Source organism: Pandoraea pulmonicola, from assembly GCF_000815105.2.
GTDB classification, from domain to species: Bacteria; Pseudomonadota; Gammaproteobacteria; order Burkholderiales; family Burkholderiaceae; genus Pandoraea; species Pandoraea pulmonicola.
Genome location: NZ_CP010310.2, coordinates 4617994 through 4641833, shown reverse-complemented (window position 1 = coordinate 4641833; position 23840 = coordinate 4617994). Strand labels below are relative to the sequence as shown.

Annotated in this window: 22 protein-coding genes; 8 read left to right on the top strand and 14 right to left on the bottom strand. The window is 65.2% G+C overall.

Going from position 1 to position 23840, the window contains the following annotated elements:
* Positions 1-390: 390 nt before the first annotated feature.
* Positions 391-2598 carry a putative bifunctional diguanylate cyclase/phosphodiesterase gene (locus tag RO07_RS19775; protein WP_052266742.1) on the top strand — a complete coding sequence of 736 codons (2208 nt, stop codon included), beginning with the start codon at positions 391-393 and terminating at the stop codon, positions 2596-2598.
* A gap of 21 nt (positions 2599-2619) precedes the next feature.
* On the opposite strand, the gene RO07_RS19770 is transcribed toward RO07_RS19775, so the two are convergent.
* The 4 genes from RO07_RS19770 to RO07_RS19755 form a co-directional block, all read right to left on the bottom strand.
* Positions 2620-3027, bottom strand: a complete 408-nt coding sequence (locus tag RO07_RS19770; RefSeq protein WP_039405092.1) for a VOC family protein — start codon at positions 3025-3027, stop codon at positions 2620-2622.
* Positions 3024-3551 carry a helix-turn-helix transcriptional regulator gene (locus RO07_RS19765; RefSeq protein WP_039405090.1) on the bottom strand — a complete coding sequence of 176 codons (528 nt, stop codon included), beginning with the start codon at positions 3549-3551 and terminating at the stop codon, positions 3024-3026. The genes RO07_RS19770 and RO07_RS19765 overlap by 4 nt, the downstream gene beginning before the upstream one ends.
* Before the next feature lie 85 nt (positions 3552-3636).
* Positions 3637-4911, bottom strand: a complete 1275-nt coding sequence (locus RO07_RS19760) for an autotransporter strand-loop-strand O-heptosyltransferase (protein ID WP_039405087.1) — start codon at positions 4909-4911, stop codon at positions 3637-3639.
* 171 nt (positions 4912-5082) lie between these two features.
* The gene (locus RO07_RS19755) at positions 5083-6051 is read right to left on the bottom strand and encodes a LysR family transcriptional regulator (protein ID WP_039412968.1); all 969 of its coding nucleotides are present in this window, start codon (positions 6049-6051) and stop codon (positions 5083-5085) included.
* Between the two features lie 204 nt (positions 6052-6255).
* Between RO07_RS19755 and RO07_RS19750 the strand changes: the two genes are divergently transcribed.
* A complete protein-coding gene (locus RO07_RS19750) occupies positions 6256-8544 on the top strand; it encodes an NADP-dependent malic enzyme (RefSeq protein ID WP_039405086.1) in 2289 nt (762 codons plus the stop codon).
* Here RO07_RS19750 and RO07_RS19745 read toward each other — a convergent pair.
* From RO07_RS19745 to RO07_RS19725, 5 genes are all read right to left on the bottom strand, one after another.
* Positions 8522-9385 (bottom strand): amino acid ABC transporter permease, encoded by an 864-nt coding sequence (locus RO07_RS19745; protein ID WP_084072718.1) that lies wholly within the window; start codon positions 9383-9385, stop codon positions 8522-8524. The genes RO07_RS19750 and RO07_RS19745 overlap by 23 nt on opposite strands.
* 78 nt (positions 9386-9463) lie before the next feature.
* A complete protein-coding gene (locus RO07_RS19740) occupies positions 9464-10186 on the bottom strand; it encodes an amino acid ABC transporter permease (RefSeq protein WP_039405085.1) in 723 nt (240 codons plus the stop codon).
* Positions 10187-10264: 78 nt separating this feature from the next.
* Positions 10265-11110 (bottom strand): ABC transporter substrate-binding protein, encoded by an 846-nt coding sequence (locus RO07_RS19735; protein WP_039405083.1) that lies wholly within the window; start codon positions 11108-11110, stop codon positions 10265-10267.
* A gap of 239 nt (positions 11111-11349) precedes the next feature.
* Positions 11350-11748 carry a YXWGXW repeat-containing protein gene (locus RO07_RS19730; RefSeq protein ID WP_039412962.1) on the bottom strand — a complete coding sequence of 133 codons (399 nt, stop codon included), beginning with the start codon at positions 11746-11748 and terminating at the stop codon, positions 11350-11352.
* Between the two features lie 392 nt (positions 11749-12140).
* Positions 12141-12545 (bottom strand): tautomerase family protein, encoded by a 405-nt coding sequence (locus tag RO07_RS19725; protein ID WP_039405081.1) that lies wholly within the window; start codon positions 12543-12545, stop codon positions 12141-12143.
* Between the two features lie 130 nt (positions 12546-12675).
* Here RO07_RS19725 and RO07_RS19720 point away from each other — a divergent pair, with 130 nt between their 5' ends.
* Positions 12676-13563, top strand: coding sequence for a LysR family transcriptional regulator (locus RO07_RS19720; protein ID WP_039412959.1), 888 nt, complete (start codon positions 12676-12678; stop codon positions 13561-13563).
* On the opposite strand, the gene RO07_RS19715 is transcribed toward RO07_RS19720, so the two are convergent.
* A complete protein-coding gene (locus RO07_RS19715; protein ID WP_039405080.1) occupies positions 13550-14419 on the bottom strand; it encodes an MBL fold metallo-hydrolase in 870 nt (289 codons plus the stop codon). The two genes, RO07_RS19720 and RO07_RS19715, sit on opposite strands and share 14 nt — an antisense overlap.
* A 269-nt stretch (positions 14420-14688) precedes the next feature.
* Here RO07_RS19715 and RO07_RS19710 point away from each other — a divergent pair, with 269 nt between their 5' ends.
* The 3 genes from RO07_RS19710 to RO07_RS19700 all read left to right on the top strand — a co-directional run bounded on the left by RO07_RS19710 (position 14689) and on the right by RO07_RS19700 (position 15935).
* Positions 14689-14973, top strand: a complete 285-nt coding sequence (locus RO07_RS19710) for an ArsR/SmtB family transcription factor (RefSeq protein ID WP_237171476.1) — start codon at positions 14689-14691, stop codon at positions 14971-14973.
* Between the two features lie 93 nt (positions 14974-15066).
* Complete coding sequence (locus tag RO07_RS19705; protein ID WP_039405078.1) at positions 15067-15513, top strand: YeeE/YedE family protein; 447 nt, start codon at positions 15067-15069, stop codon at positions 15511-15513.
* Positions 15510-15935: a YeeE/YedE family protein gene (locus tag RO07_RS19700; protein ID WP_039405076.1), complete on the top strand. Its 426-nt coding sequence runs from the start codon at positions 15510-15512 to the stop codon at positions 15933-15935. Before RO07_RS19705 ends, RO07_RS19700 begins: the two co-directional genes overlap by 4 nt.
* 83 nt (positions 15936-16018) lie before the next feature.
* Here the strand turns inward: RO07_RS19700 and RO07_RS19695 are convergent, their stop codons facing one another.
* The gene (locus RO07_RS19695; protein ID WP_052267426.1) at positions 16019-17353 is read right to left on the bottom strand and encodes an MFS transporter; all 1335 of its coding nucleotides are present in this window, start codon (positions 17351-17353) and stop codon (positions 16019-16021) included.
* Positions 17354-17581: 228 nt separating this feature from the next.
* Complete coding sequence (locus RO07_RS19690) at positions 17582-18208, bottom strand: GNAT family N-acetyltransferase (RefSeq protein ID WP_084072716.1); 627 nt, start codon at positions 18206-18208, stop codon at positions 17582-17584.
* A gap of 913 nt (positions 18209-19121) precedes the next feature.
* On the opposite strand from RO07_RS19690, the gene RO07_RS19685 reads away from it, so the two are divergent.
* A complete protein-coding gene (locus RO07_RS19685) occupies positions 19122-19412 on the top strand; it encodes an H-NS histone family protein (RefSeq protein WP_039405071.1) in 291 nt (96 codons plus the stop codon).
* Positions 19413-19729: 317 nt separating this feature from the next.
* On the opposite strand, the gene RO07_RS19680 is transcribed toward RO07_RS19685, so the two are convergent.
* Positions 19730-21004, bottom strand: a complete 1275-nt coding sequence (locus RO07_RS19680; protein WP_039405068.1) for an ATP-binding protein — start codon at positions 21002-21004, stop codon at positions 19730-19732.
* Positions 21005-21191: 187 nt separating this feature from the next.
* The gene (locus RO07_RS19670) at positions 21192-21911 is read right to left on the bottom strand and encodes a response regulator (RefSeq protein ID WP_039405061.1); all 720 of its coding nucleotides are present in this window, start codon (positions 21909-21911) and stop codon (positions 21192-21194) included.
* Between the two features lie 396 nt (positions 21912-22307).
* Between RO07_RS19670 and RO07_RS19665 the strand changes: the two genes are divergently transcribed.
* The gene (locus tag RO07_RS19665) at positions 22308-23828 is read left to right on the top strand and encodes an MdtA/MuxA family multidrug efflux RND transporter periplasmic adaptor subunit (RefSeq protein WP_237171304.1); all 1521 of its coding nucleotides are present in this window, start codon (positions 22308-22310) and stop codon (positions 23826-23828) included.
* The last annotated feature ends 12 nt before the right edge of the window (positions 23829-23840 follow it).

Below are 23840 nucleotides of genomic sequence, written 5' to 3'. Positions count from 1 at the left end.
CTTAAAAAATATTAAACGGAAGTTTGAAGCGAAAACTATGTGGCCGGGGCGTGGTGATGCCCTCAATTGCCTTGCGTGGCAAGGGGGGAGCCAAATTCGCACCCAAAAAAGACAGAGTAAACTGGCGGAATCCCATTACGAAAAAGGATTCGCGGGACTGGTTATTCTGGATAACGGAAGAAATTGACTTCCCCTTATAATTAATTTCATCGGACATCTATTCGCCGTATTTCAACGGGAAGAAATTAAAGAGAATCACGTCTCCCGATGCTCGGCGAGCGCATGCGTGTTTAAAGACGATAAGCGAGAAGATGAGCGTTTTCGTTTCAGGACCCGCACCAGGAGCGCCGGTGTTTTTCGATGAACCGCTTTCAGGCGAGGAGACTGTCAATGAAGTGTCCCCCTGTATTGTCGATGGAAACCGAGAGACTGGCCGCGCTGGCTCAATACGGTCTGGGAAGTGACCGTGCGCTGCCGAGTCTCGACGCCGTCGTGCAGATTGCCGCGACCATGTTCGACGTACCTGTGGCGGCCGTGAACATGGTCGGCAACGATCACGTCTTCTTTGCTGCCGCCACGGGATTCACTGGCGGCGGTGTCGACATGAGTCGCGATGTGTCGTTCTGTGCGCACGCGATTTCTCAGGATGGCGTGATGGTCGTGCCCGACGCGCGAACCGACGAGCGTTTCCACGACAACCCGCTTGTCACCGGCGACGCGAAGGTGCGTTTCTACGCGGGCGTGCCACTCACGTCGCCGGATGGGCACGCGCTCGGTGCGCTGTGCATCATCGACAGAAAGCCCAATTACACCTTCTCCAGCATCGACCGTGCGCGCCTGCGTGAGCTCGCGAAGATGGCGTCCGACCGGCTGGAGTTGCGTCGCGTCGAACTGTTCGTCGAGCGCGAGCGACACACGTTCGCCGAGCCGGAGCGGCAATCGCCGACCGCGATGATTCGTTTCACCGCCTCGGGCGAGATCCTCGACTGGAACCTCGCGGCGGCGAGGCTCTATGGCTACGAGGTTGCCGAAGGCGTCGGCCGTCTGGTTTTCGAACTCATTGCCGAGCGTGGCCGGGCGGCACTGTACGACCACTTCGGGCGCGCGGTGAGCGCGGGTACGGTGGATGGCATGACGATGCCCTCCGGTCTGTACGGCGTGCGCAAGGACGGCACGGAATTCCCGATGGGCGTATCGCTTTTCTGCTGGCGCGAAAACGGGGTGCCGACCTTAAACGCGCATGTCTGCGATCTGGGCGCCGCTCGCGAGGCGCGGGAAGCCGGCGTGCAGGCGGGCGGCACGGACATCCTCACCGGTGTCGCCAATCGCGCGAGTTTCTATCGGGACACGGAGGTGGCCGCGCTCGGTCCGGACGGCGCGGCCGTTGTGATCCTCGATCTGGACGGTTTCAAGGACACCAACGACATGCTCGGTCAGCGCGTGGGCGACGGCATCCTGTGCGAAGTCGCTCGACGCCTCACCGCTCTGGCGAGTCCCGGCGACTCGGTGGCGCGCGTCGGCGCGGACGAGTTCGCGGTCCTCCTGCGAGGTGTGACCAACGCCACCGAAGCGCGTTTTTTCGCGGAAGCCGCGGCGTCCGCGGTCGCGGAGCCGATGGCCATCGGCGGCGTCGACGTGCGCGTGACGGCGTGCTGCGGTATCGCGCTCACGCCGCAAGGCGCGCAGGAAGCCCTGAGCCTCATCAGCGACGCCGACCTCGCGTTGTCGCGGGCCAAGCGCCACGGATCGGGGCAGGCGTTCGTCTTCGTCGATGCCCTGCGCGTGGAGGCGGTCGAGCGTCGCGTCTACAACATCGAACTGCACCGTGCGGTCAACGACGGTGAATTCGTGTTGTTCTATCAGCCGCAGGTCGACCTCGAGGACGGCTCGCTGACCGGCGCCGAGGCGCTGATCCGCTGGCGTCATCCACAGCGTGGCTTGCTCTCGCCGGCGGCGTTCCTGCCGGCGCTGGAGCGCGGGCCGCTCGCCGCGACCGTCGGTCTCTGGGTGCTCGACGAGGCGTGTGCGCAGGCGGCGTTCTGGCGCCGCAACGGCGCGCCCGACTTCCAGATGGGCGTCAACCTGTCCCCGCTGCAGTTCCGCGTCGGCAACCTTGTCGATGAAGTACGCCACGTGCTGAACCGGCATGGCCTGCCACCGCAGGCGCTCGAACTGGAAGTGACCGAGAACATCGCGCTCGACGACGACGTCGTGCTCACGACGCTGCAACGTTTGCGCGAACTGGGCGTGGGCGTCGCGTTCGATGACTTCGGCACGGGGTATGCCTCGATCAGTCAGTTGAGGCGCTATCCGCTCACCCGCATCAAGATCGACCGTTCGTTCGTGCAATCGATGATCGAATCGGAGGCCGACGCCGCCGTCGTGCGCGCGCTCGTGGACATGGCGCGTGGCTTCGGACTGGGCGCCATCGCCGAAGGCGTGGAGACGGTCCAGCAGCACGATCGTCTGCGCAAGCTCGGCTGCGACGAAGGGCAGGGGTATCTGTTCGGGAAACCGATGCCTGCACGAGAGTTCGGCGAGGTGTTCGGCGTGGGGCGCGGCCATGCGTGGGACGAACGTCGGCTGAGCCGCGCGTGACGGACCGCGCACGCCGCCCGATTACTTCGCCATCTGAATCATCTTCCAGCCGTTACCGGCCGGGTCGCGGAACCCGGTATCGACGTTGCCGTAGCGCTCGACCGGTTCCTGCGTGAACTCGACCCCGTTGGCCTTGAGTCTGGCGTATTCGGCGCGGCAATCCTCGACATGCAGGACGAGCGGCGGCATTGCGCCCTTGGCGACCATCGCCCGCAGCGTCTGGGCGGTGGCGTCGTCGTGAATGGGCGCGCCGGGCTTGAACAGTCCGAGCTGGAACGACGGCTGATCCGGATGCTGCACCGTCAGCCAGCGATAGGGGCCATTCCGCACGTCCGTATGGACGCGAAAACCGAGCTTGTCGACGTAGAACGTCAGCGCTTCGTCCTGATCGTCGACGTACAGGCCCACCACACCGATACCTTGATTCATAAGTCCTCCTGGGTTGATGGCGGGACTGTACCCGCGGCCACGCGGCGGCGCTTCTCCAAAACTGCGATGTTGAGGTCGGGGCGCTGGGCCGCTTTCAGGACACAGGCCGGCACGCGCGCCAGTTGGGCGTCGTTGCCGCGCGCCTGTACGCGAAACGTGCTGGGGCTCTGTCCGGTGATGTCGCGGAAGATGCGTCCGAACGTCCCCACGCTCTCCCATCCCGTGGCGAAGGCGATGTCGGTGACGCCGAGGTCCGTGTCGCGCAACAGCGTGCAGGCCTGCTCGATCCGGCGCGTCAGCAGGTAGCGATGCGGCGGCAGGCCGAAGGCGCGCTTGAACGAGCGGGCGAAATGCGCTTCGGACGTGCCGCTGAGCGCGGCCAGTCGTTTGACGGGCCATGCCTCGTGCGACGCCGCGTCCATGCGGTCCTTGGCCCGCAGCAGGCGGCGCAGCAAGGCGGGATCTTCGAGTGGCCCGGCGCTGGCGGGCTCGGCGGAGCGGCTACGGCGTTCACGAAGGGCCATGGGCGTCGATGGCAGGGGGACCAGCGCGTAGTTTAGGCGCAATGTGACGCGGGTGCGATGGCCGCCATGTCGGCCTGGCGGCGTCCTAGCGCGTGCCCGGTATCCGGTCGAAGGCTGCCAGCACTTGCGTGGGGTGAATGGCGCGCGTGCATTCGAACGCACGCGGTGTGCCCTTGTGACGCGGACACCAGTGAAAGTCGTCGTGGTTGTAGCGTAGCGCCGGATCGTGCCAGCAGCCGGTGCAAACGTCTTCGGCGATCACGCGGTACGGCGTCGAGAATTCATTGTGCGGCAGCGTGAAGCCCGAAATCAGCACCGTGGGCGTGCCCATGGTCCACGCCAGCCACGACAGGCCGCTCGACAGGCCGACGAAGGCGCTCGCGTGCATCAGCCAACGGGCGCGCTCGGTGAGCGGCAGATCGCCCGTCGCGTCGATCGCCCCTTCGGGGATCGACTGCCAGAAGTCGCCCTTGCCGTCGCGCGCTTCCCGATCGATGCACACCACCTGCAGGCCGCGTTCGCGCAAGCCGGCCACGACGGCTTGCCAGCCGCCCGGGTGGTTCCAGTACTTGCACTGTGCCGTGCTCTGCACCGCGATGCACACATAGGGCTCGGTCATCGGCCGGGACACGTCCGGCAGCGCGGTCCTCGCCGGTGCCTCGGCATCGTCCACACCCAGAATGTGCGCCGCCGTGCGATGCAGTCCGGTCTCGCGAAAGTCGCGCGGTTGCTCGACGAGCGCCTTGTCGTCGAAGAACAGGCCGACGTTGTACGTTGCATAGTACTTGCGGCGTTCCACGTTCTCCTGCGCCACGAAGTCCACGTCGGGATAGGCATCGCGGAACAGCGCGGCCACCGCCGGCGTGACCACGCAGGCGAGGCGGCAGCCGTGCACGTCGGCAAAGCGCAGCGCATACGGCAGCCAGCCCAGCACGTCGCCGAGGGCAGCCAGCGGAAACTGGACGAGCACGTCCTGATCGCGGGCGTCGTAGCGGTGCTCGAAGACGACCACGTCATTGAGCCAGATCGTGATGCCATACGGCACGAAGTACTTTGCCGGACTGCGCACCACGCCGGAGGACAGCGACACGTCGGCGAGCGTGGTGTCGTCGCGCAGGTCGCTCAGGCGTACGCGCCACGGCAGGGGCTGCCCGAAGTCCGGGATGACGACGCGCGCGCCGTCGTTGAAGTCGAAGCGCAGGCCCGCCGGGCCGACTTGCGTGGGCAGCAGCGCGGGAGACAGGAATATCTGGTGCGGCGAACGTGCAAACGGGGCGGGGGCGAGGGCGGGCGCTGGCACAGGGCCGGCAGCGGCGGTCGGGGTGTCGGCGGACATCGGGGCGGGGACGGCATCGGTCATGGACGACACCTTACCGCTCGAAGCGCCCCGGCAATCGCCGGGCAAACGAGCCGAAAAGGGCTCAATTCGCGAAATTGGCCGGTGTTGACGTCAGAAGACCTTTCGGCGCCTTTCCCTGGCCGGCCCAGGGCGTTTCCGAACCTTCCCGAGGCGCGCGGACGCGAATCGAATTCAGGCGCCGGTACCGGCAGTCATCATCTGATACTGGGCGCGCAGCGCCTGCGTGAACCGGAGGTGGATGTCGCGGGGATTCTCTCGGCGCGTGAACATCGCCACGGGCGGCAGCGTCCACGTGAGCGACCACGGCACGATGGCGACGCCGGCAATGCGCACGAGTTCTTCGGCGATGTCGGCCGGCAGCAACGACACGGCCCGCTCGCTGCTGGCCAGCAGCTCGCCGGTCAACCGCGACGAAAAGCTCTCCACGATGGGCACGGGCGGCACCACGCCCGCGTGCAGGAACAGATCGGACAACTGGTCGCGCATCGGCGTGTGGGGCGCTCCCATCACCCAGTCGAGCTCGGCCAGTTGCGACCACACGGGGGCGCTGCGCCCGAGCCGCGCCGCCAGACGCCGGCTGGCGACCACGCGCGGCATCTGGTGATGAAGCACTTCGAACTGCACCTGCGCGAGATCGACGCTGGCGGCCGCGCGTCCGATCACGACGTCGAGCGTGTGATCGCGCAACTGCGCCATGAGCGCCTCGCTGGTCCCTTCGTGCAGGGTGACGGTCAGGCGCTGCGGGATCTGGGCGAGCGTTTGCTGGATGGCGGCGGCGAGCATCTTGCCCGAGATGTAGGGGATCACGCCGACGTGCAGCCGCGCCGCGTGCCCCGCCATCACGGCCTCGATGTCGCGCGTGAGGTGGTCCAGGTCGTGCACCATTGCCTGGGCGCGGGCGAGAACGACTTCGCCCAGCGGCGTTGGCGTCATGCCGCGCGGGGTGCGGTCGAAGAGTGGGCCGCCGAGCATGCTCTCGAGCTCGGCCAGGGCGCTCGTGACGGCGGGCTGGCTCGTTGCCATATGCTCGGCCACCCGCGTGAGCGAGCCGTGCTGCTGGATCTGCAGCAACAGCACGAGATGACGCATCTTGAGCCGGGACGTCAGCCGCCGGACCACTTCTCCCGTATCGAAAGGCATCGCGCCCATCTGTCCCCAATCCTCTGAAACCCCCGGTGCACGGGGCTTATAACAAAAACATGATGCCCCCATAGTAATTCAGAATCGCCCCCCGCTGGCGGCTGCCTAGAATGGCTTCACCTCTGATGCGCCAGGGCGGGAACCGTCGTGAGAACGGCTCGCGGCGCATGCCGGAGCCGAGACATTCAACGAGGACGACACGCCATGAGCACCAACAACGACCACCAGGCCGCCCTGGAATACCACCAGTTTCCGACGCCGGGCAAGATTTCGGTGACGGCCAGCAAGCCGCTCGTCACGCAGCGCGATCTGGCGCTCGCCTACACCCCGGGCGTGGCCATCCCGTGCCAGGAAATCGCCGGCGATCCGGCGGCGTCGTTCAAGTACACCGGCCGGGGCAACCTCGTCGGCGTGATCACCAACGGCTCGGCCGTGCTGGGCCTGGGCAACATCGGCGCGCTCGCCTCCAAGCCCGTCATGGAAGGCAAGGCCGTCCTCTTCAAGAAGTTCGCCGGGATCGACGTGTTCGACATCGAGATCACCGAGAGCGACCCCGACAAGCTCGTCGACATCATTGCCAGCCTCGAAGCCACCTTCGGCGGCATCAACCTCGAAGACATCAAGGCGCCCGAGTGCTTCACCGTCGAGCGCAAGCTGCGCGAACGGATGAGGATTCCCGTCTTCCACGACGACCAGCACGGCACCGCCATCACCGTGAGCGCCGCGTTCATCAACGGTCTGAAGGTCGTGGGCAAGGACATCCGCGAGGTCAAGGTGGTGACCTCGGGCGCCGGCGCCGCCGCGCTCGCCTGCCTGGAACTGATGCTCGACCTGGGGCTGCCGATCGAGAACGTGTGGGTGACCGACATCGACGGCGTGGTGTTCGAAGGTCGCACCGTCAGCATGGACCCGGACAAGGCGCGCTTCGCCCAGAAGACCGACAAGCGCACGCTCGCCGAAGTCATCGAGGGCGCCGACGTGTTCCTCGGTCTGTCGGCCGGCGGCGTGCTCAAGCCGGAAATGCTGAAGACCATGGCCGCCCGTCCGCTGATCCTGGCGCTGGCCAACCCGACCCCGGAAATCTTCCCGGAGGACGCCCGTGCCGCGCGCGACGACGTGGTACTCGCCACTGGCCGTTCGGATTTCCCCAATCAGGTCAACAACGTGCTGTGCTTCCCGTACATCTTCCGTGGTGCGCTGGACGTGGGCGCGACCACGATCACGCGCAACATGGAAATCGCGGCGGTGCACGCGATCGCCGGTCTGGCGCAGGAAGAACCGAACGATTCCGTGGCGACCGCCTACGGCGCCTATGACCTGTCGTTCGGGCCGGAATACCTGATTCCCAAGCCGTTCGACTCGCGTCTCATCGTGCGCATCGCGCCGGCCGTGGCGCGTGCGGCGATGGAAGACGGCGTGGCCACGCGCCCCATCGCCGATTTCGACGCTTACGCCGATCAGTTGCAGCAGTTCGTGTATCACTCGGGCGCGTTCATGAAGCCGATCTTCTCGGCGGCCAAGCAGCTCGTGCGCGACGGTGGCCGCGCGCGCATCGTGTTCGCCGAGGGCGAGGAAGAGCGTGTGCTGCGTGCGGTGCAGGTGATCGTCGACGAGAAGCTGGCCCGTCCGATTCTCGTGGGACGCCCCGAGGTGCTGCTCGCGCGCATCGAAAAATTCGGTCTGCGTCTGCGTCTGGGCGAAGACGTCGAAGTCACCAACCCGTACTACGACGAGCGCTTCCACCAGTACTGGACCAGCTACTGGGAGCTGCGCTGCCGCGACGGCATCACCAAGGAGATGGCCCGCGTGGAGATGCGTCGCCGTCTCACGCTGATCGGCGCGATGATGGTTCGCCTGGGCGACGCCGACGGCATGATCTGCGGCACCGTGGGCGCATATCACGACCACCTGCGCTTCGTCGACGAAGTGATCGGCAAGCAGCCGGGCGCGAACACCTATGCGGCGATGAACATCCTGCTGCTCGACAAGCGCACCGTGGCGCTGGTCGACACCCACGTCAACGACGACCCGACAGCCGAACAGATCGCCGAGTTCACGCTGGCCGCCGCCAGGCAGATGTCGTGGCTGAACCTCAATCCGAAGGTCGCGCTGCTCTCGCGCTCGAACTTCGGCTCGGGCAGTGCGGCGTCGGGCACGAAGATGCGTCGCGTGCTGGAGATGGTGACGGCGCAGGCGCCGGAGCTGGAGATCGACGGCGAAATGCATGGCGACTGCGCGCTCGACGAAGCGTTGCGCAGCCGCATCCTGCCGCAATCGCGTCTGAAGGGGGCGGCCAACCTGCTGGTGTGCCCGAACGTGGACTCGGGCAACATCGCCTACAACCTGCTCAAGACGGGCGCCGGCAGCAACGTGGCCGTGGGACCGTTCCTGCTGGGCGTGGGTGCGCCGGTCAACGTGTTGACGTCGAGCTCGACCGTGCGCCGTATCGTCAACATGACGGCGCTTACCGTCATCCAGGCCAATCGTGACTGAAGTCCGAGCGCCGTTCGCGCTCGGCGAGTTCGCCCGCGGCGCGACGCGCCTGATGACGTTCCGCGATCCTCTGCAGCCCCGCTGTGCCCGGCATGCGCATTGCCACGATGCGCCGCCAGCCTCCCCGGGACTGTGTCTTTTGCGCCATCGGGGCCTGCGACTGCGGCCTTAACGGCTTGCCCAGCAGTCTCGTGCACAGCCACTCGAGCACGCTGCACATCACGAAATAGATCAGCGCGACGAACGCGAACACTTCCGCCGGGTAGACCATCAGGCGGCTGTTGACTTGCGTGGCGACGAAGGAGAGCTCCGCCACCCCGACGATATAGGCAAGCGACGTGTCCTTGACCAGCGACACCCACTGGTTGATGAAGGATGGCGTCATGATGCGCAGCGCCTGCGGCAGCACGATGTGGCGCAGCGTTTGCGCTCGCGTGAGACCGAGCGACATGCCGGCCTGCCACTGCGCGACGCCCACGCCGCGAATGCCGGCATGGACCGTGTGCGAAAGGTATGCGCCGCCGATCAGCGCCAGAGCGCAGGCGACGGTGGCAAGACCGGGCACGTTCACGCCGAAGAGGATCGGCAGCAGGAAGTACGTCCAGAAGATCAGCATCAGGACGGGGATGGCGCGAAAGAAGCCGATGACGAGCGTCAGCACCCAGCGCCCGGGGCCATCCAGCATGGCGAGTGCGATGCCGCCGGCAAGACCCAGCACGCCGGAGGCCGCGGCGCTCACGCTTGCGAGCACGAGTGTGAGCGCGGCACCGGCGAGCGGACCGTCGGGAAAGTCCCCCCACAGGAGATAGGGCAGGTTGTCGAGTACGGCGGAGGCGTTCATGGGGGCGTCCGGGAGTTCGCTCGCCGACGGCCACGGTCAACGCAGCGGCGATCGGTGAAGTCGGTGAGGTCGTGAAATTCAGCGAGATGGGGCGGCGGCGTGCCGATGCGTGGTAGCCATGCTGACGGCCTCGATCACGGCGATCGCGCCGATGTAGAGCAACGTGGCGATGCCGAAGGCCTGGAACGTCTTGAACGTTTCGGTCTCGACCTGGCGCGACGCGTACGAGAGATCCGCGAGGCCGATCGCCATCGTGAGCGACGAGTTCTTCACCACGTTCATGTACTGACCGAACAGCGGCGGCATTGCAATGCGCACGGCCTGCGGCAGCACCACGTGACGAAAGACGGCGAAGCGGCCCAGGCCCAGCGCGGCGGCCGCGTGCGTCTGCCCGGGGGGCACACCGCGCAGACCGGCGCGGATCTCTTCACCGATGAAGGCCGTGGTGTAGAGCGTGAGACCGAGGAAGCCCGCGAGCGTCTCCAGCGTCGGCCAACGGATATCGAACAGCACCAGGTGCCACGCATGCGGTTGCGAGAGCCACTGCACCACGCCCGGCGGCAATAGCGCGGCCACGCCGAAGTACCAGAAGAACAACTGCACGAGCAGTGGCGTATTGCGCATGACGGCGACAAACGCGGCGGCGGGCCGGGCAAAGGGGGCGCTGCGCGAGTCGCGTGCGAGGGCGAGTCCGAAGCCGAGCCACGTGGCGGCGGCGCTCGCGGCCATGGCGAGCGCCAGCGTGACGCCGAAGCCCTGCAGCAGCCACGCGAGGTATTTCGGGGCGAGCCAGTCCATCATGATCCGGGGTTCCAATGCAAAACGCCGGGGCGCATGAGGCTTGTGCCCCAGGCGTCCCGGCAGGCCGACGGACAGGCGTCAGACCTTGTCGCCGATCTTGAACAGGCGCGGTAGCGGCTGGGCCGTATTCGGGCCGAACCAGCGGTCGTAGATGTTCGCGGCGGTGCCATCCTTCTCGAGCCCGCGCAGCGTATCGTTCACGAAGGCCGTCAGACGCGCCTCGCCCTTCGGCACGCCCACGCCCATGTAGTCGTTCGAAATCGTGAAGGCGGGGATTTCGTAGTTCTGCTTGTCGGGCACGTTGGCGAGCAGGCCGACCAGTTTCGGGCCGTCTTGCGTGATCGCCTGGACCGTGCCCGTGCGCAGCGCTGCGAAGGCGAACGGTGTGTCGTCGAACGCCACGATCGTCGCCTTCGGGAATTTCTCGCGCAGCGTGATTTCGTTGGTCGTCCCCTTGTCGGCGCCGATGCGCAGGGCGTTCAGTTGATCCGGCGAAGACAGCGTGCCCTTCTTCGCGAGGAACTGCTGGCCCGACGAGAAATACGGAATGCTGAAATCGATCTGCTTGGCGCGCTCGTCCGTGATCGTGAAGTTCGCCAGCACCAGGTCGACCTTCTTCGAGGTGAGGAACGGAATGCGGTTGGCCGGGTTGGTCGGCTGGAGTTCGAGCTTCACGCCGAGCTTGTCGGCGAGCGCCTTGGCGTAGTCGACGTCGAGCCCGACGATCTTGTGCGACTTGGCGTCGACATAGCCGAACGGTGGGTTGCTGTCGAACGTGGCGACGCGCAGCACGCCGGCTTTCTTGATGTCGTCGAGCTTGTCGGCGTGGGCCGCGAGCGGTACGAGTGCCGCGATAGAGAAGAGCGATGCCGCGAGGGCGGAAACAGCGAGACTGGCGCGTGGTGTGCGAATGTGTTTTTGCATGGCCTGTTGGGCTCCGTTTTGCGTAGATTCGTCACTCGTCCCGCAATCGGTCGATTGCGCCGGCGGACAGCCTGGACAGATGCCGGCGGGGGACATGGCTGCGGGTGGCAGCGAGTGGGTCTCTACGATAACGGCGCGGGGCGGCGTGCCCAACCAATCGATTTTCCTTAGCAAAACGCCGGCGCTGATAAGCGCCGGCGCCTGTGCCGGTCAGACGGTCATGCGTGACGACCCATCGGTCAGTCGCGATGACCGTAGCCGTGGCCGTGGCCGCGACCGCGGCCGTGATCGCGATCACGATCGTCGTCGGGGCGACCGGGTCGTGGGCCGTCGTGGTCCCAGCCTCCGCGGTTGAGTTCCCAGCCGTGCGGGCCCTGATGCCAGGCCGGTGCGCGATAGGCGTAGCCGGGGCGCGAGCGTTCCCAGTGACCGTTGCGCCATACGTGGCGATGACCGTCCCAGTCCCAGAAGCCGGGCGCCCAGAGGTAGCCGGCGCGTGGCGGTGGCACGGGTTCATAGCGCGGCGCGGGTGGTGCATCGATGCTGATCGAGACGTCGACCTGAGCGTGGGCTGGTGCGGTGGCAATGCCGCCGAGTGTGGCGGCGAGAAGCGCGATGGCCAGAGTTGGTTTTTTCATATTCACCTCTTTGAAAGCGATGTCCTGGTACATCTTCATCGTATGAGGTGAATGCCTGGATAGTGAAACGAATAGTCGTAAAAAAGTGTTGGAAGTGTTTCGTTCCATTCCATGGAAACTTGCATGAACAGGCAATTCCGAGAACCCGTCACCCGGTCGGAATTGAAGGGAACGAGGGGATTGCGTAAACGAGAGAAGCAGGAAGGGGGAAGGGGGATAGGGGCAATAAATGGGTGGAGATCGGGGGTGCCCTGACGGAGCGACTTTGAGGTGGAGCGCAGTCAGGGTACTCCCGATCTCCACGGCCCGGAGGTGGGGGAGGGCGAGGGAGGGTGAAGTGGGATGTGGTGTGCCGCGGAGCCCAGAAACGAGCCCGGACGCGAAGCGCTCCCTCACTTGGGCGTATGCGCATGCTGATGCCGATACTCCTGCGTGCGCCCGCCGTAGCCGTAGGCGGCGCCGCGCGCATCGATCACGTGGATGTAGGAGCACTCGTGGACATTGCCGAGGAGTTCCGAGAGCGTTTCGAAGACTTGTGCGATGAACTGGGCTTTCTCGCCTTTCGTGTTGGTCTCGTCAGTCACGCTGATATCGAGGTGGAAGGCATTTTTGCCTTGTTCCGACAGTGGCGAGCCGCCGATGAACCAGCGATCGAGCGGGATGTAGTCGACCGTCACGGCGATGACTTCCGGGGCCTTGTGCAGCGTGTCGACGGTGAGTTGCGACACGGCGCGTACGGCGTTGCGGGTGAGGGTGTCGTTGGGCGTGCCCGAGAGTTGGAGAACGATGTGCGGCATGGTGCGACTCCTGAACGTTAAGAGGCATGGGGTGTTGTTGAAGACGACGGCTTCAGTCTAGGGAGTCGATTGACATCGGAAAAGCGGGAATTTACGATTCCATCCATCGATTTCTTCAATGGATGGAATCATGGCACCCGGATTCGACTTCGATCAGTTGCGGACCTTCGTGGCGGTGGCCGAGGCGGGCAGCCTGTCCGCGGCGGCGCCTCGCGTGTTCCTGTCGCAGTCCTCCGTCAGCGAGCAGATGCGCAAGCTCGAGGAGCGCATCGGCGTCACGCTGTTCACGCGCGGCAAGCAGGGCGTGGCGACGACGCCGGCCGGCGAGCGCCTGCTCGGACATGCGCGGCAGTTGCTTGCGCAGTCCGAGCAGGCATGGCACGACGTGCGTGGCTACTCGCTCGCGGGCGAACTGCGGCTGGCGATCACCGATTACTTCCGTCCGGGTGAAGTCGCGCGCATGCTGCGACACCTGGGCGTGGCGTACCCGTCACTGCGTATCCACGTGACGATTCTCAAGAGCGGTGTCATCGAGTCGGGCTACGACGGCGGCGAGTTCGACATCGGCGTGTCGATGCGCGTACTCGGCAAGGGACTCGGGCGCGACACCGTTGCAGGTACGCGAACCCTCGGGCGTGAACCGCTCGATTGGGTGGCGTCGACGGATTTCGTACGGGAAGAAGGCGCACCGTTGCCGCTGCTCGTGCTACCGGATACCTGCGCACTGCATCGTTTCACAACGCAGTGGCTAGACGCGCATCGCGTGCCGTACACGATTGCGCATGTGGCGTCCGGCGTGGCGGGATTGCAACTGGCGTTGAACGCCGGACTCGGCGTCGCGTGCCTCAATGCGTCGGCCGCGGGGCCTTCGCTCGCGCGTATCGAGACGCTCGTGCCGGGGCGGCGCCTGCCCGCGCTGCCGGAGGCCGAATTCCACCTGCTGCCCGCGCGCCGCGGCGAGCCCGAATGGGTCACACAGGCGCGCGATGCGCTGGCCGCGCAGCTTACAGCGCGTTGAGCGGGATCTTGAGGTAGCGCGTGCCGTTCGCTTCCGGCGCGGGCATGTCGCCCGCCCGGATGTTGACCTGCACGGCAGGCAGAATCAGCGTCGGCATGTCGAGCGTGCGGTCGCGCGCTTCGCGCATGGCGACGAACGCGTTTTCATCGATGCCGTCGTGCACGTGAACGTTGTCGCGACGCTGCTCGCCCACCGTCGTTTCCCACTTCGGCGCGCGCCCGGCCGGCGGGTAATCGTGACACATGAACAGACGCGTCGAGGCCGGCATGGCCAGCAGTCGGCGAATCGAGCGGAACAGCGTGTGGGCGTCGCCGCCGGGGAAGTCGCAGCGCGCGGTGCCGACGTCGGGCATGAAGAGCGTATCGCCGACGAAGACGGCATCGCCCACGCGATACGCCATGTCCGCCGGCGTGTGTCCCGGCACGAAAAGCGCTTGCGCCTGCAGCGCGCCGATCGCGAACGTTTCTTCGTCTTCGAACAGATGATCGAACTGCGAGCCGTCGGGCGGCACGTCGGCGCCCAGATGGAACAGCTTCTTGAACACGTGCTGCACGTCGCGGATGTGCGCACCGATGGCGATGCGGCCGCCCACGCGTTCCTTGAGCCACCGTGCCGACGACAGGTGATCCGCGTGGGCATGCGTCTCCAGGATCCACTCGACCGTGAGCTTTTGCGCGGCCAGGAAGTCGAGCACGCGCTCGGCCGAGCCCGTGTGCGTGCGCCCGGCCTTGGGGTCGTAGTCGAGCACCGGATCGATGATCGCCGCGTGACCGCCAGGCGCATCGAACACGACATACGTCACCGTGGCGGTGGCGGTGTCGAAAAATCCCTCGATGTGGGCTGGCGTGGCTGACATGTCCGGCTCCTGCAAAAATTTATCGATTCATATATTATAAATCAGTAAAGTGTACGCGTTGAGCGTGACACTGCGCGGCATCTCGCCGCGCCGCCACTTCCCCACTTTCCTGAACGGGCTTAGATCCTGCCATGCCACGAGGCGCTGCGCCATCCCCGGACGACCGGACGGCCCCGACGGCCGCTGTCGCCGCTTCTGTGACAGCGGCCGCCGACGCTGCTGGCGCCGCCGCCAATGACGCGGCGGGCGTACCGCTGGACATCGCTCGGCTGCGTTCGGCCGCGCGGGAGGCCACCACGCTGCTGCGGGCGCTCGCCAACGAGGACCGGCTATTGATTCTGTGCCAGCTGACCCAGGGCGAACTGTCCGTGGGCGAGCTCGAGGCGCAGCTCGACATCCGCCAGCCCACGCTCTCGCAGCAGCTTGCCGTGCTGCGCGCGGAGGCGCTCGTGACCACGCGGCGCGACGGCAAGCGCATCTTCTACTCGGTTGCCGACGGCGCCGTGCTCGGCGTTCTGGCCTGTCTATACGAGCAGTTCTGTCCGAAACCCTGAGTGCGCCGTCCAGCGCGGTTCAGCGCTTTGCGTGGGCGCGAACCGTTTGCTCGCGTCGTCGCTACGTCACCGCCCAGCTATCGCGAATCCATCATGACACTCGACACTTTCCATTTCACTCCCTGGACCTCGCTCGCGGGCGGCGTGTTGATCGGTGCGGCCGCTGTCTGGCTGATGCTCGCGACTGGGCGTATCGCCGGGATCTCCGGCATTGTCGGCGGTCTGCTTCGGCCGCGCTCGGGGGACGTCGGCTGGCGCGTCGCGTTCGTCATCGGATTAATGGTGGCGCCGTGGATCTATCGCGCCGTGGCGCTGGTGCCGGAAGCGCAGATCGAGGCGGGGACCGCCATGCTGGCCGCGGCCGGTCTCATCGTGGGTTTCGGCACAAGACTTGGCGCCGGATGCACCAGCGGCCACGGCGTATGCGGCTTGTCGCGGCTGTCGTGGCGCTCGCTGATCGCCACGTTGTGCTTCATGGTCACGGGCTTCCTGACCGTGTTCGTCGTGCGTCACGTCGTCGGCTTCGGAGGTGCGGCATGAAGAAGCTGCTCTTCGCCTTCCTCGGCGGCCTGGTGTTCGGACTTGGACTGATCCTCGCGGGCATGGCCAACCCCGCAAAGATATTGGCCTTTCTCGATCTGGCCGGACGCTGGGACCCGTCGCTGGCTTTCGTGATGGGCGGCGCGGTCGCGGTGGGCCTCGCGGGCTTCCGGCTGGCGCACGCGCGGGCGCTGGCATGGACGGGCGAGCCGCGCGTCTGGCCCGCCTCGCGCGGGCTCGACAAACGGCTCGTGATCGGTGCGCTGCTGTTCGGCGTCGGGTGGGGGCTGGCCGGTATTTGTCCCGGGCCGGCGTTGGTGCTGCTCGGCGCGGGATCGGGCAAGGCGCTGGTGTTCGTCGTCGCCATGATCGTCGGCATGGCGATCCACGCTCTGGCTACACGAGAGCCAGCGAAATCCTAGATCCTGTTCACACAAATTTCACACTGATAACGGACTCGCGAACGTGCTTTGCATTAGCGTGAACAGAGCCCCAAGCCGCGGCGTCAGTGCTTGCGGGCGAGTTCGGTGCCGGCGTCCGCCGGCAACTGACGTGTCACGGGAATCGACAGCCACGAGAAAAGGCCGATCACGAGGAAGGCCGGCAGGAAATCGCCGGCGGTGAGTTGCTCGTGCCCGGCCAGACGGCTGGTTATCTGCAGCACCATCCCCGCGATCGTCACGCCGAGACCGAGCGATAGCTGCTGCACCACGCTCGCGAGACTCGTCGCGCGGCTGGCGTCGCCGCTCGCGATATCGGCGTAGACGATCGAATTCAGGCAGGTGAATTGCAGCGACGGGAAGAAACCGCCGAACGCGACCACGGCGAGCATCACCGCGACCGGCGTGTCGTGCGTGAACAGTCCGTAGGACGACAACGCGAGACCGGCGAGCCCCGCGTTGACGATCAGCACCCGGCGGAACCCGAAACGCGCCAGCACGCGTTGCGCAATGGCCTTCATGAAGATCGCGCCGAAGGCCGACGCGCACGTGATCATGCCCGACTCGAACGGATCCATGTGCAGGCCTTCCTGCAGTGCCAGCGGCAACAGGAACGGCACCGCTCCCAGGCCGATGCGAAACAGCGAGCCGCCGATCACGCTCGCGTGAAACGTCGGAATGCGCAGCAAGCGGAAGTCGAGCAACGGCGCTTGGGCACGATTGGCGTGACGCCAGTAAGCGAGCAGGAACAGCGCGCCCAGCGCGCACATGATCGCGACGACGCGGTCGTCGACCTGATGCTCGCCGAGCATCGCCAGACCGAGCATGAGCAGGCCGCTGCCGAGCGCGGAGAGGATGAAGCCGACGGTGTCGAGACGTCCCGCGTCGCCGCCGCGCTCATTGTCGATGTACTTGCCCGCGAGATAGATGCCGAGCAAGCTCACGGGAATGTTGATGAAGAAGATCCAACGCCAATGCAGATAGGCTGTGATCGCGCCGCCGAGCGGCGGGCCGACGACCGGGCCCAGCAGGGCGGGCATGGTCAGGTAGCCGATGGCCTTCACCAACTCATGCTTGGGCACCGCGCGGAAGATCACGAGCCGGCCGACCGGCACCATCATCGCGCCGCCCACGCCCTGCAGGAAGCGGGCAAAAACGAACGTCGGCAGGGAAAACGACAGCGCGCACAGAATCGAGCCAGCCATGAAGATGCCGATGGCCGTGCGAAATACATTGCGTGCGCCGAACCGGTCGGAGACCCAGCCGCAAATCGGAATGAAGATGCCCAGCCCGACCACGTACGCGGTCAGCGCTATCTTGAGTGAAATCGGATCCTGATGCAGATCGCGTGCCATCGCGGGCAGCGAGGTGGTGATCACCGTCGCGTCGATGTTCTCCATGAACAGGGCGCAGGCGATGATGAGCGGGATGATGACGGCGCGCGACACGATGTGGGGAACGGCAAGCGCAAAGGTTCGAATTCTCCCACGACTGCGCAGGGCCCTTCAATCGCGAAGGCGACGCCCGTCGCGCCGTTGTTGCCATTCCATCCCTTTCGATTCCCATGCGTCGGGAATGAGGAGGATTTCGCGCCGTTGAGTTTTACGACGGGAGGCGGACGAGGGAGGTCAGGAGGACGATTTGCCCGTTCGCCAGTCGCTTGCCGCTAGCCGGTACAGCACGTGGCGGCGCATGCGGTGTCCGGGTGGGACCAGCGGATGCAGGAAATCCTCGTCGGGGCAGTGATGCATGCCCAGGCGCTCCATGACCGCGCGCGAGCGAGCGTTGGCCGTGACGGTGAACGAGACCAGCCCGTCGAGGCCGAGCGTCTCGAACGCGAAGGCGACGGCCGCTTGCGCCGCTTCCGTGGCGTATCCCTTCGACCACCACGGACGGGCCAGTCGCCAGCCGATCTCGACGGCCGGCGCGAAAGGCGCGTCGAAGCCCACATGCAGGAGGCCGACGAAGCCGGCAAACGGCGTCACGCCGGGAATCTCGAGCGCCCACGGACCATAGCCGTGCGTCTCGATGTGTCGGGACAGTCGCTGGGCGACGGCGTCGCTCTGTGCACGATCGAGCGTCGTCGGAAAGTGCCGCATGACTTCGCGATCGGCGTTCAGTGCCGCGAACGGCGCCAGATCCTCGGGCCGCCATTGACGCAATATCGTGCGCGCTGTCGTGAGCGAGTGGGGGCCAGCGGGTGGCTTCGGCGCGGATGCCGAAGAAGTGCCGGAAGCATTTTGAGACGTCGTCATGCGTTCAAACCCGAATTGAATTCGGTCGTCGAATTAACCATTACGATAAATCAGGATCCACTTAACTCTCTCGAGCCGATGCAATTGATCCGACGGAATGTCCCGAACGGCGGGCGTCCGCACGCGGCGGCATGCCGGCGAATCACTCAATGTATTGGCTTATCTTACGGAATTGTGCGCCGATCCGGTGTGATATCGACGTATGAATTTGACGTATACGTCAAGCGATCCCGGATATCCGCGGTTTGTCGCCATTCACCGGGAACCGTGCTGGGAATACCCGTCGCATTCGGTAATGCGAGGCGCAACGCCTCGAATATCCCAAAAGCGTGGATTGGTCCGGACGGTACTCGTGCCGAGGGCGATGGCAAATTGAGTGTCAGATGAAATCCAGCAAATCGTACAGGCGAAATCAGCCTCGCTCTTATCCGTAAATTGCGTAACCTCAAGGGAAATTGTGCGCGAATGGTTTGCGAAGTGTCCGAATCAGCCGGTGCTTTGGATCACAGAATGATCGGATAGCGCTTAAATATTTGTGATCGTATATTTTGGTGCGTCGAATTATGGTTGTCGTCATTGCGCGGGGCGCAGTGCACGAGTGGCGCCAATGCTTACGGAATCTTGCCGGCAGAAACATGCCACGGCGCTGTCGCGTGGAGTCCTGATGACTTCGGATCCGAGAGAGGGATATTGAGCGTCAATCCGGCATCTGGCCGAGGAGATAAGCAAGGTTCAATGGCTGATATTCCCAGATTTCTGCCCAGATTCTGTGCATTTTCTGAAGCATCGCTAGGACAATTCAACGCGATTTTTGCATCCGAAGCCTCATTCTCTGGAAATGCGGTTTTCAATTTATTAAAACTCGTGTTATTTTAAGTGGCGATCCATTTTTAACAACGTAAGGACACGCTAGATGGCAAGCTATAAGGAACTCGTCGCGCAACGCGAAAAGATCGAAAAGCAGATCGAAGAAGCCCGGGCTCGTGAAGTCGCTCAGGTGGTCGCCGAAGTGAAGCAGAAGATCTATGACTATGAGTTGACCGCGAAGGATCTGGGTCTCACGGTAACGGACGGTCGCCGCCGTGCCGCCCGCGCGCAGATTGCGCCGAAGTACATGAATCCGACAACGGGCGAGACATGGTCGGGCCGCGGCCGTGCGCCGAAGTGGGTCGGCAAGAACAAAGAGAAATTCCTCATCAAGTAATTCGCCGGCGAAAGCCGGACTGGCATTGCCGGTCACATGCCAGGGAGAGGGTGGGTGTAAGCGGTCGCCGTGTTGCGTCAACGCGCATGGCGTCGTTGCCTATCCAACGTGAATCGCGTGTCCCTGTGAGCCGTAGAGCAACAGCCCAGTAGTCGCATTGCGCCCCCAACCCTGGATCGCCTGGCTGTGGCTTGATGTGACGCATTGCCGTAAAAGTCAAAACCCGCCGCTCGTGGAACGAGGGCGGGTTTTTTCATTCATGCGGCATCGAGGTGGGTTCGGAGGCGCTGCCAGGCGTGATCAGGGGCCATCACGACTCATTGCGCACCGGGATCGTCCGGCGGGAACATCAGCGTCACCTGCAGCCCGCCGGCGGGGCGATTGGCGAACGATACACGCCCGCCCAGTTGCTGCGTCAACTTGTCGACGATGGCCAGTCCGAGCCCGCAGTGCGCGTTGCCGCCGCGCGCGGGATCGAGCCGAACGAACGGACGCACGATACGGTTGATGTCCTCGTTCGGAATACCCGGGCCGCTGTCTTCGATCACCAGCCGCCAGCCGCTCGCGTCATACGACGTGCGAATCGCGAGCGGGGCGCGCCCATACGTCACGGCATTGTCGAGCAGGTTGTTCACGATGCGTTCGAGGTAGGTCTGACGCAGCTTGAAGCCCGGTCCGGCCTGCAGGTCGAGTTCTATCGCATAACCCAGATCGAGGAACGGCTGAGCGAGCGCCGGAATCCGTGCCTCCACCGGCGACGCCGCGCTGTCCATCTCGATGCCGCGTGCGAACAGCAGGAACTGGTCGACGATTCGGGTCATCGATTCGGCATCGCGCGTGATGCCCTCGCTCATCTGTGCGTCGTCGAGCATTTCGGCGCGCAGCCGCAGCCGGGCAAGCGGAGTCTTCAAGTCGTGGGCGATGCCGGCGAGCATGGTGTTGCGCTCGCGATCGGTCTGCACGATGTCGTGGCTCATGCGGTTGAAGCGCTCGGTGAGCTGACGCAGCTCGAACGGACCGCGCTCCTTGACCTGCGTGCGCACGCGATGCGTCGCCAACTGTTCGGCCGCGGCGGCCATGTCGCGCACCGGGCGTTGCAACTGCCACGCGGCGAACAGCGCAAAGATCACCGTGATGCCGAGTACCGCGGCCAGGCCCGGAAGCACGGCGGCAGTGCCCGGCGGATTGCGCACGGAGAGGATCGGCGTGGCGATCCAGTAGTCGCGCCCCGGCAACCGCGCCCAGATGCGCGGCGGCGGTGTGCGCTCCACGCGCAGTTGGGTGCCGGGCGGCAGGCGGCGCGCGAGCTGGGTCGTGAGGCGCGCACTGCGCGTGGTCGGCTCGAAGACGTCGCCATGTGCGAACGTGACGGGCACGACCTGCACGAGATCGGGCAAGGTGAGCGTCGAATTGCCGTCGTGTACGTCGGCGGCGGCCTTGATGATGAACGCCATCTGCTCGGCCGCATTCTGCACGCGCGTGTCGTCGTGATCGCTGCGCAGGATCGTGAGGTACGAGAAATGGCTGATGACCAGCGCGGCGATGATCAGCACCGCGAGCCGGCCAAACAGCGTATCGAACCGGCCTTTCATGCGGCGCTCCGCAGAGGGTCCGGGAAAAGCACTGGCAGCATGCCGGAATCCTTGCCAGACCGGGAGATGGTGTCGCGCGGCACGCTCGGCGTTTCGACGGCGTCTGCGTCTGCCGAGCGGTCCCAATCATCCGAATCGACGGACTCCACGAGGCGCGAGATGGGGGGCGGATGGCCGCGCCGGGCCATCAGGCGCTCGCCATGTCGGCGCGCTGGCCGTCGGGAACGAAGATATAGCCGCGCCCGCGCACGGTCTGGATAAAGCGCGGGCTTTGTGCGTCCTCGTCGAGCAGGCGGCGCAAGCGCCAGATCTGCACGTCGATGCCGCGGTCGTTGACGTCGCTGTCCGCGCCGTAGAGCAATTCGATGATGCGCTCGCGCGAGAGCACCTGCATGGCGTGGTTCACCAGCAGGCGCAGCAGTCCGTATTCGCCGTCCGAGAGCGTGAGCAACTGCGCATCGCGGGTGAGCGTGCGGCTGCGGAAGTCGAGCACGAACGGACCGAACGTGTAGTTCTCGCGCTGCTCGGGCACCGCGGCGTCGGGCGTCTTGCGACGACGCAGCACGGCGTTGATGCGCGCGAGCAGCTCGCGCGGGCTGAACGGCTTGCCGAGGTAGTCGTCGGCACCGATTTCCAGGCCGACGATACGGTCGATCTCGTCGCTGCGCGCGGTGAGCAGAATCACCGGCACATCGTCGTTGCGCGCGCGCAGATCGCGCAGCGCGGTCAGGCCGTCGACCTTGGGCATCATCAGGTCGAGCACGATCAGGGCGGGGCGCTCGCGCTCGAGGCGTGCGGCCAGCCCGTCGCCGTCGTGCATCACTGCGACCGAGAAGCCGTGGCGGCTCAGGTATTCGCGCAGCAGGTCACGCAGATCGGGATCGTCGTCGACAACAAGAATCTTCATATTGGATCGAACAGGTGGTGTCGTCATGATAGTGGCCTCCCCGCGCGGTTAGACACATGTTTTGTTTCCGGACATTACAGTCTTGGTTGCCTGTAACGATGCGTAATAATAGTGCGAGCTTCGACGTTGCAACAATTTCCTACGCTTCACGTAAGCTTCGCTCTGCCCGAAAGGCCGCCGATCCGGCGGCAGGTTCCGTATACCCAAGCGCGCGTCTCGTGTCACGAGAGTGCGGCGACAAGGCACCGCAAGGCATGGTTCTGAAAGCGCTGACGCGCCCCGGCGATGCGAACCATCGCGCGCGCCGCGGGTCTTTCACCAGCAACGATATTCGGCCGTCAAGCGGCGAAGTCGCTGAAAGTTGTCCGATGTGCCGGGCCTCCACGACGGTCTGCTATGCTGATCGGCCAGGCTTGGCGCGAGGTGCTGTCCCGGGCGTCCGGGCGGTTTGCCGCGCTGCAGCAACAAGACAAGAAGAACGTCGTCCGAATTGACGCCATCGTCGCGATCGGACGAATCCACCAACTACACCGCTGTTACGAGGAAGTCATGACCGAGCACGGTCCCCACGGTTCCGAACAACCGAACGGTTCTGATCGTTCGTCTGTACCGCCTGCGCCGCCCAAGGCGCCGGCGCCGGGCGATACAGGGGCAGACACGGGGGCACGCACGCGCCGCTGGCTCGTGCCCGGCGTGATCGGGCTGATCGTCGTGCTCATCGCCGGGGGCGTCTACTACCGCCTGCACACGCAAGGCGCCCAGGGGCCGGCCCAGGCGGGCGGGCGCCGCGGCGGTCCGCCGGGCGGCATGGCCGGCGGACCGGCCACGCCGGTGACCGCCGTCGAAGCGAAGACCGGCGATCTTCCCGTCTTCCTCAATGGTCTGGGGACGGTGACGCCCACGCGCAGCGTTACCGTGCACTCACGCGTGGACGGTCAGTTGATGAAGGTGCACTTCAAGGAAGGCGACATGGTCAAGGAAGGCCAGTTGCTCGCCGAGATCGACCCGCGTCCGTTCCAGGTGCAGGTCACGCAGATGGAAGGTCAGCTCGCGCGCGATCAGGCGCTGCTCAGGAACGCACAACTCGATCTCGCCCGCTACGAAACGCTGCTCAAGCAGGACTCGATTGCCACGCAGACAGTCGATACCCAGCGTGCGCTCGTCAAGCAGTACGAAGGGACGGTCAAGTCCGATCAGGGACAGCTCGACAATGCCCGTCTGCAACTGACGTATGCGAATGTGACCGCGCCGATCTCAGGACTCGCGGGCCTGCGGCAAGTCGATCCGGGCAACATCGTCCACGCCTCGGACGCCAACGGCATCGTGATCATCAATGGCGTCACGCCGATCACGGTCGTCTACACCATTCCCGAGGACAATCTCGCGCGCGTGCTCAAGCGCTCGCGCGGCGGCGAGACGTTGCCCGTGGAGGCGTTCGACCGCGCGGGCAAGACCAAGCTCGCCACGGGCAAGCTCGCGTCGATCGACAACCAGATCGACGTGAGCACCGGCACCGTCAAGCTCAAGGCCGAGTTCGCCAATGGCGACGGCCTGCTGTTCCCGAACCAGTTCGTCAACGTGAAGATGCTCGTCGACACGCTTAGGGGCGCCACGCTCATTCCGAGCGCGGCCGTGCAGCGCGGCACGCAGGGCAGCTTCGTGTACACGGTGCAGCCGGATCAGACCGTCAAGCTCAAGACCGTGAAACTCGGTCCGACGGACGGCACCAACGTGGCCGTGGAGTCGGGCATCGGCCCGGGCGAGAAGCTCGTCATCGACGGCATGGACAAGCTTCGCGATGGTGCCAGGGTGGAGGTGATCACGGCCGAGAGCCGCGCGGCGGCGGTCGCGCCACGCGCCCCGGGTGAGAAGCGTAGCGGCAATGGCAATGGCGGACATCGCCGTCAGGCGCAATAAGGTGGCGTCGCG

Excerpts from the sequence above, each read along its gene's own strand:
- RO07_RS19775 (WP_052266742.1), top strand. The coding sequence starts at position 391 with ATGAAGTGTCCCCCTGTATTGTCGATGGAAACCGAGAGACTGGCCGCG.
- RO07_RS19770 (WP_039405092.1), bottom strand. The coding sequence starts at position 3,027 with ATGAATCAAGGTATCGGTGTGGTGGGCCTGTACGTCGACGATCAGGAC.
- RO07_RS19765 (WP_039405090.1), bottom strand. The coding sequence starts at position 3,551 with ATGGCCCTTCGTGAACGCCGTAGCCGCTCCGCCGAGCCCGCCAGCGCC.
- RO07_RS19760 (WP_039405087.1), bottom strand. The coding sequence starts at position 4,911 with ATGACCGATGCCGTCCCCGCCCCGATGTCCGCCGACACCCCGACCGCC.
- RO07_RS19755 (WP_039412968.1), bottom strand. The coding sequence starts at position 6,051 with ATGCCTTTCGATACGGGAGAAGTGGTCCGGCGGCTGACGTCCCGGCTC.
- RO07_RS19750 (WP_039405086.1), top strand. The coding sequence starts at position 6,256 with ATGAGCACCAACAACGACCACCAGGCCGCCCTGGAATACCACCAGTTT.
- RO07_RS19745 (WP_084072718.1), bottom strand. The coding sequence starts at position 9,385 with ATGAACGCCTCCGCCGTACTCGACAACCTGCCCTATCTCCTGTGGGGG.
- RO07_RS19740 (WP_039405085.1), bottom strand. The coding sequence starts at position 10,186 with ATGATGGACTGGCTCGCCCCGAAATACCTCGCGTGGCTGCTGCAGGGC.
- RO07_RS19735 (WP_039405083.1), bottom strand. The coding sequence starts at position 11,110 with ATGCAAAAACACATTCGCACACCACGCGCCAGTCTCGCTGTTTCCGCC.
- RO07_RS19730 (WP_039412962.1), bottom strand. The coding sequence starts at position 11,748 with ATGAAAAAACCAACTCTGGCCATCGCGCTTCTCGCCGCCACACTCGGC.
- RO07_RS19725 (WP_039405081.1), bottom strand. The coding sequence starts at position 12,545 with ATGCCGCACATCGTTCTCCAACTCTCGGGCACGCCCAACGACACCCTC.
- RO07_RS19720 (WP_039412959.1), top strand. The coding sequence starts at position 12,676 with ATGGCACCCGGATTCGACTTCGATCAGTTGCGGACCTTCGTGGCGGTG.
- RO07_RS19715 (WP_039405080.1), bottom strand. The coding sequence starts at position 14,419 with ATGTCAGCCACGCCAGCCCACATCGAGGGATTTTTCGACACCGCCACC.
- RO07_RS19705 (WP_039405078.1), top strand. The coding sequence starts at position 15,067 with ATGACACTCGACACTTTCCATTTCACTCCCTGGACCTCGCTCGCGGGC.
- RO07_RS19700 (WP_039405076.1), top strand. The coding sequence starts at position 15,510 with ATGAAGAAGCTGCTCTTCGCCTTCCTCGGCGGCCTGGTGTTCGGACTT.
- RO07_RS19695 (WP_052267426.1), bottom strand. The coding sequence starts at position 17,353 with ATGGAGAACATCGACGCGACGGTGATCACCACCTCGCTGCCCGCGATG.
- RO07_RS19690 (WP_084072716.1), bottom strand. The coding sequence starts at position 18,208 with ATGACGACGTCTCAAAATGCTTCCGGCACTTCTTCGGCATCCGCGCCG.
- RO07_RS19685 (WP_039405071.1), top strand. The coding sequence starts at position 19,122 with ATGGCAAGCTATAAGGAACTCGTCGCGCAACGCGAAAAGATCGAAAAG.
- RO07_RS19680 (WP_039405068.1), bottom strand. The coding sequence starts at position 21,004 with ATGAAAGGCCGGTTCGATACGCTGTTTGGCCGGCTCGCGGTGCTGATC.
- RO07_RS19670 (WP_039405061.1), bottom strand. The coding sequence starts at position 21,911 with ATGAAGATTCTTGTTGTCGACGACGATCCCGATCTGCGTGACCTGCTG.
- RO07_RS19665 (WP_237171304.1), top strand. The coding sequence starts at position 22,308 with ATGCTGATCGGCCAGGCTTGGCGCGAGGTGCTGTCCCGGGCGTCCGGG.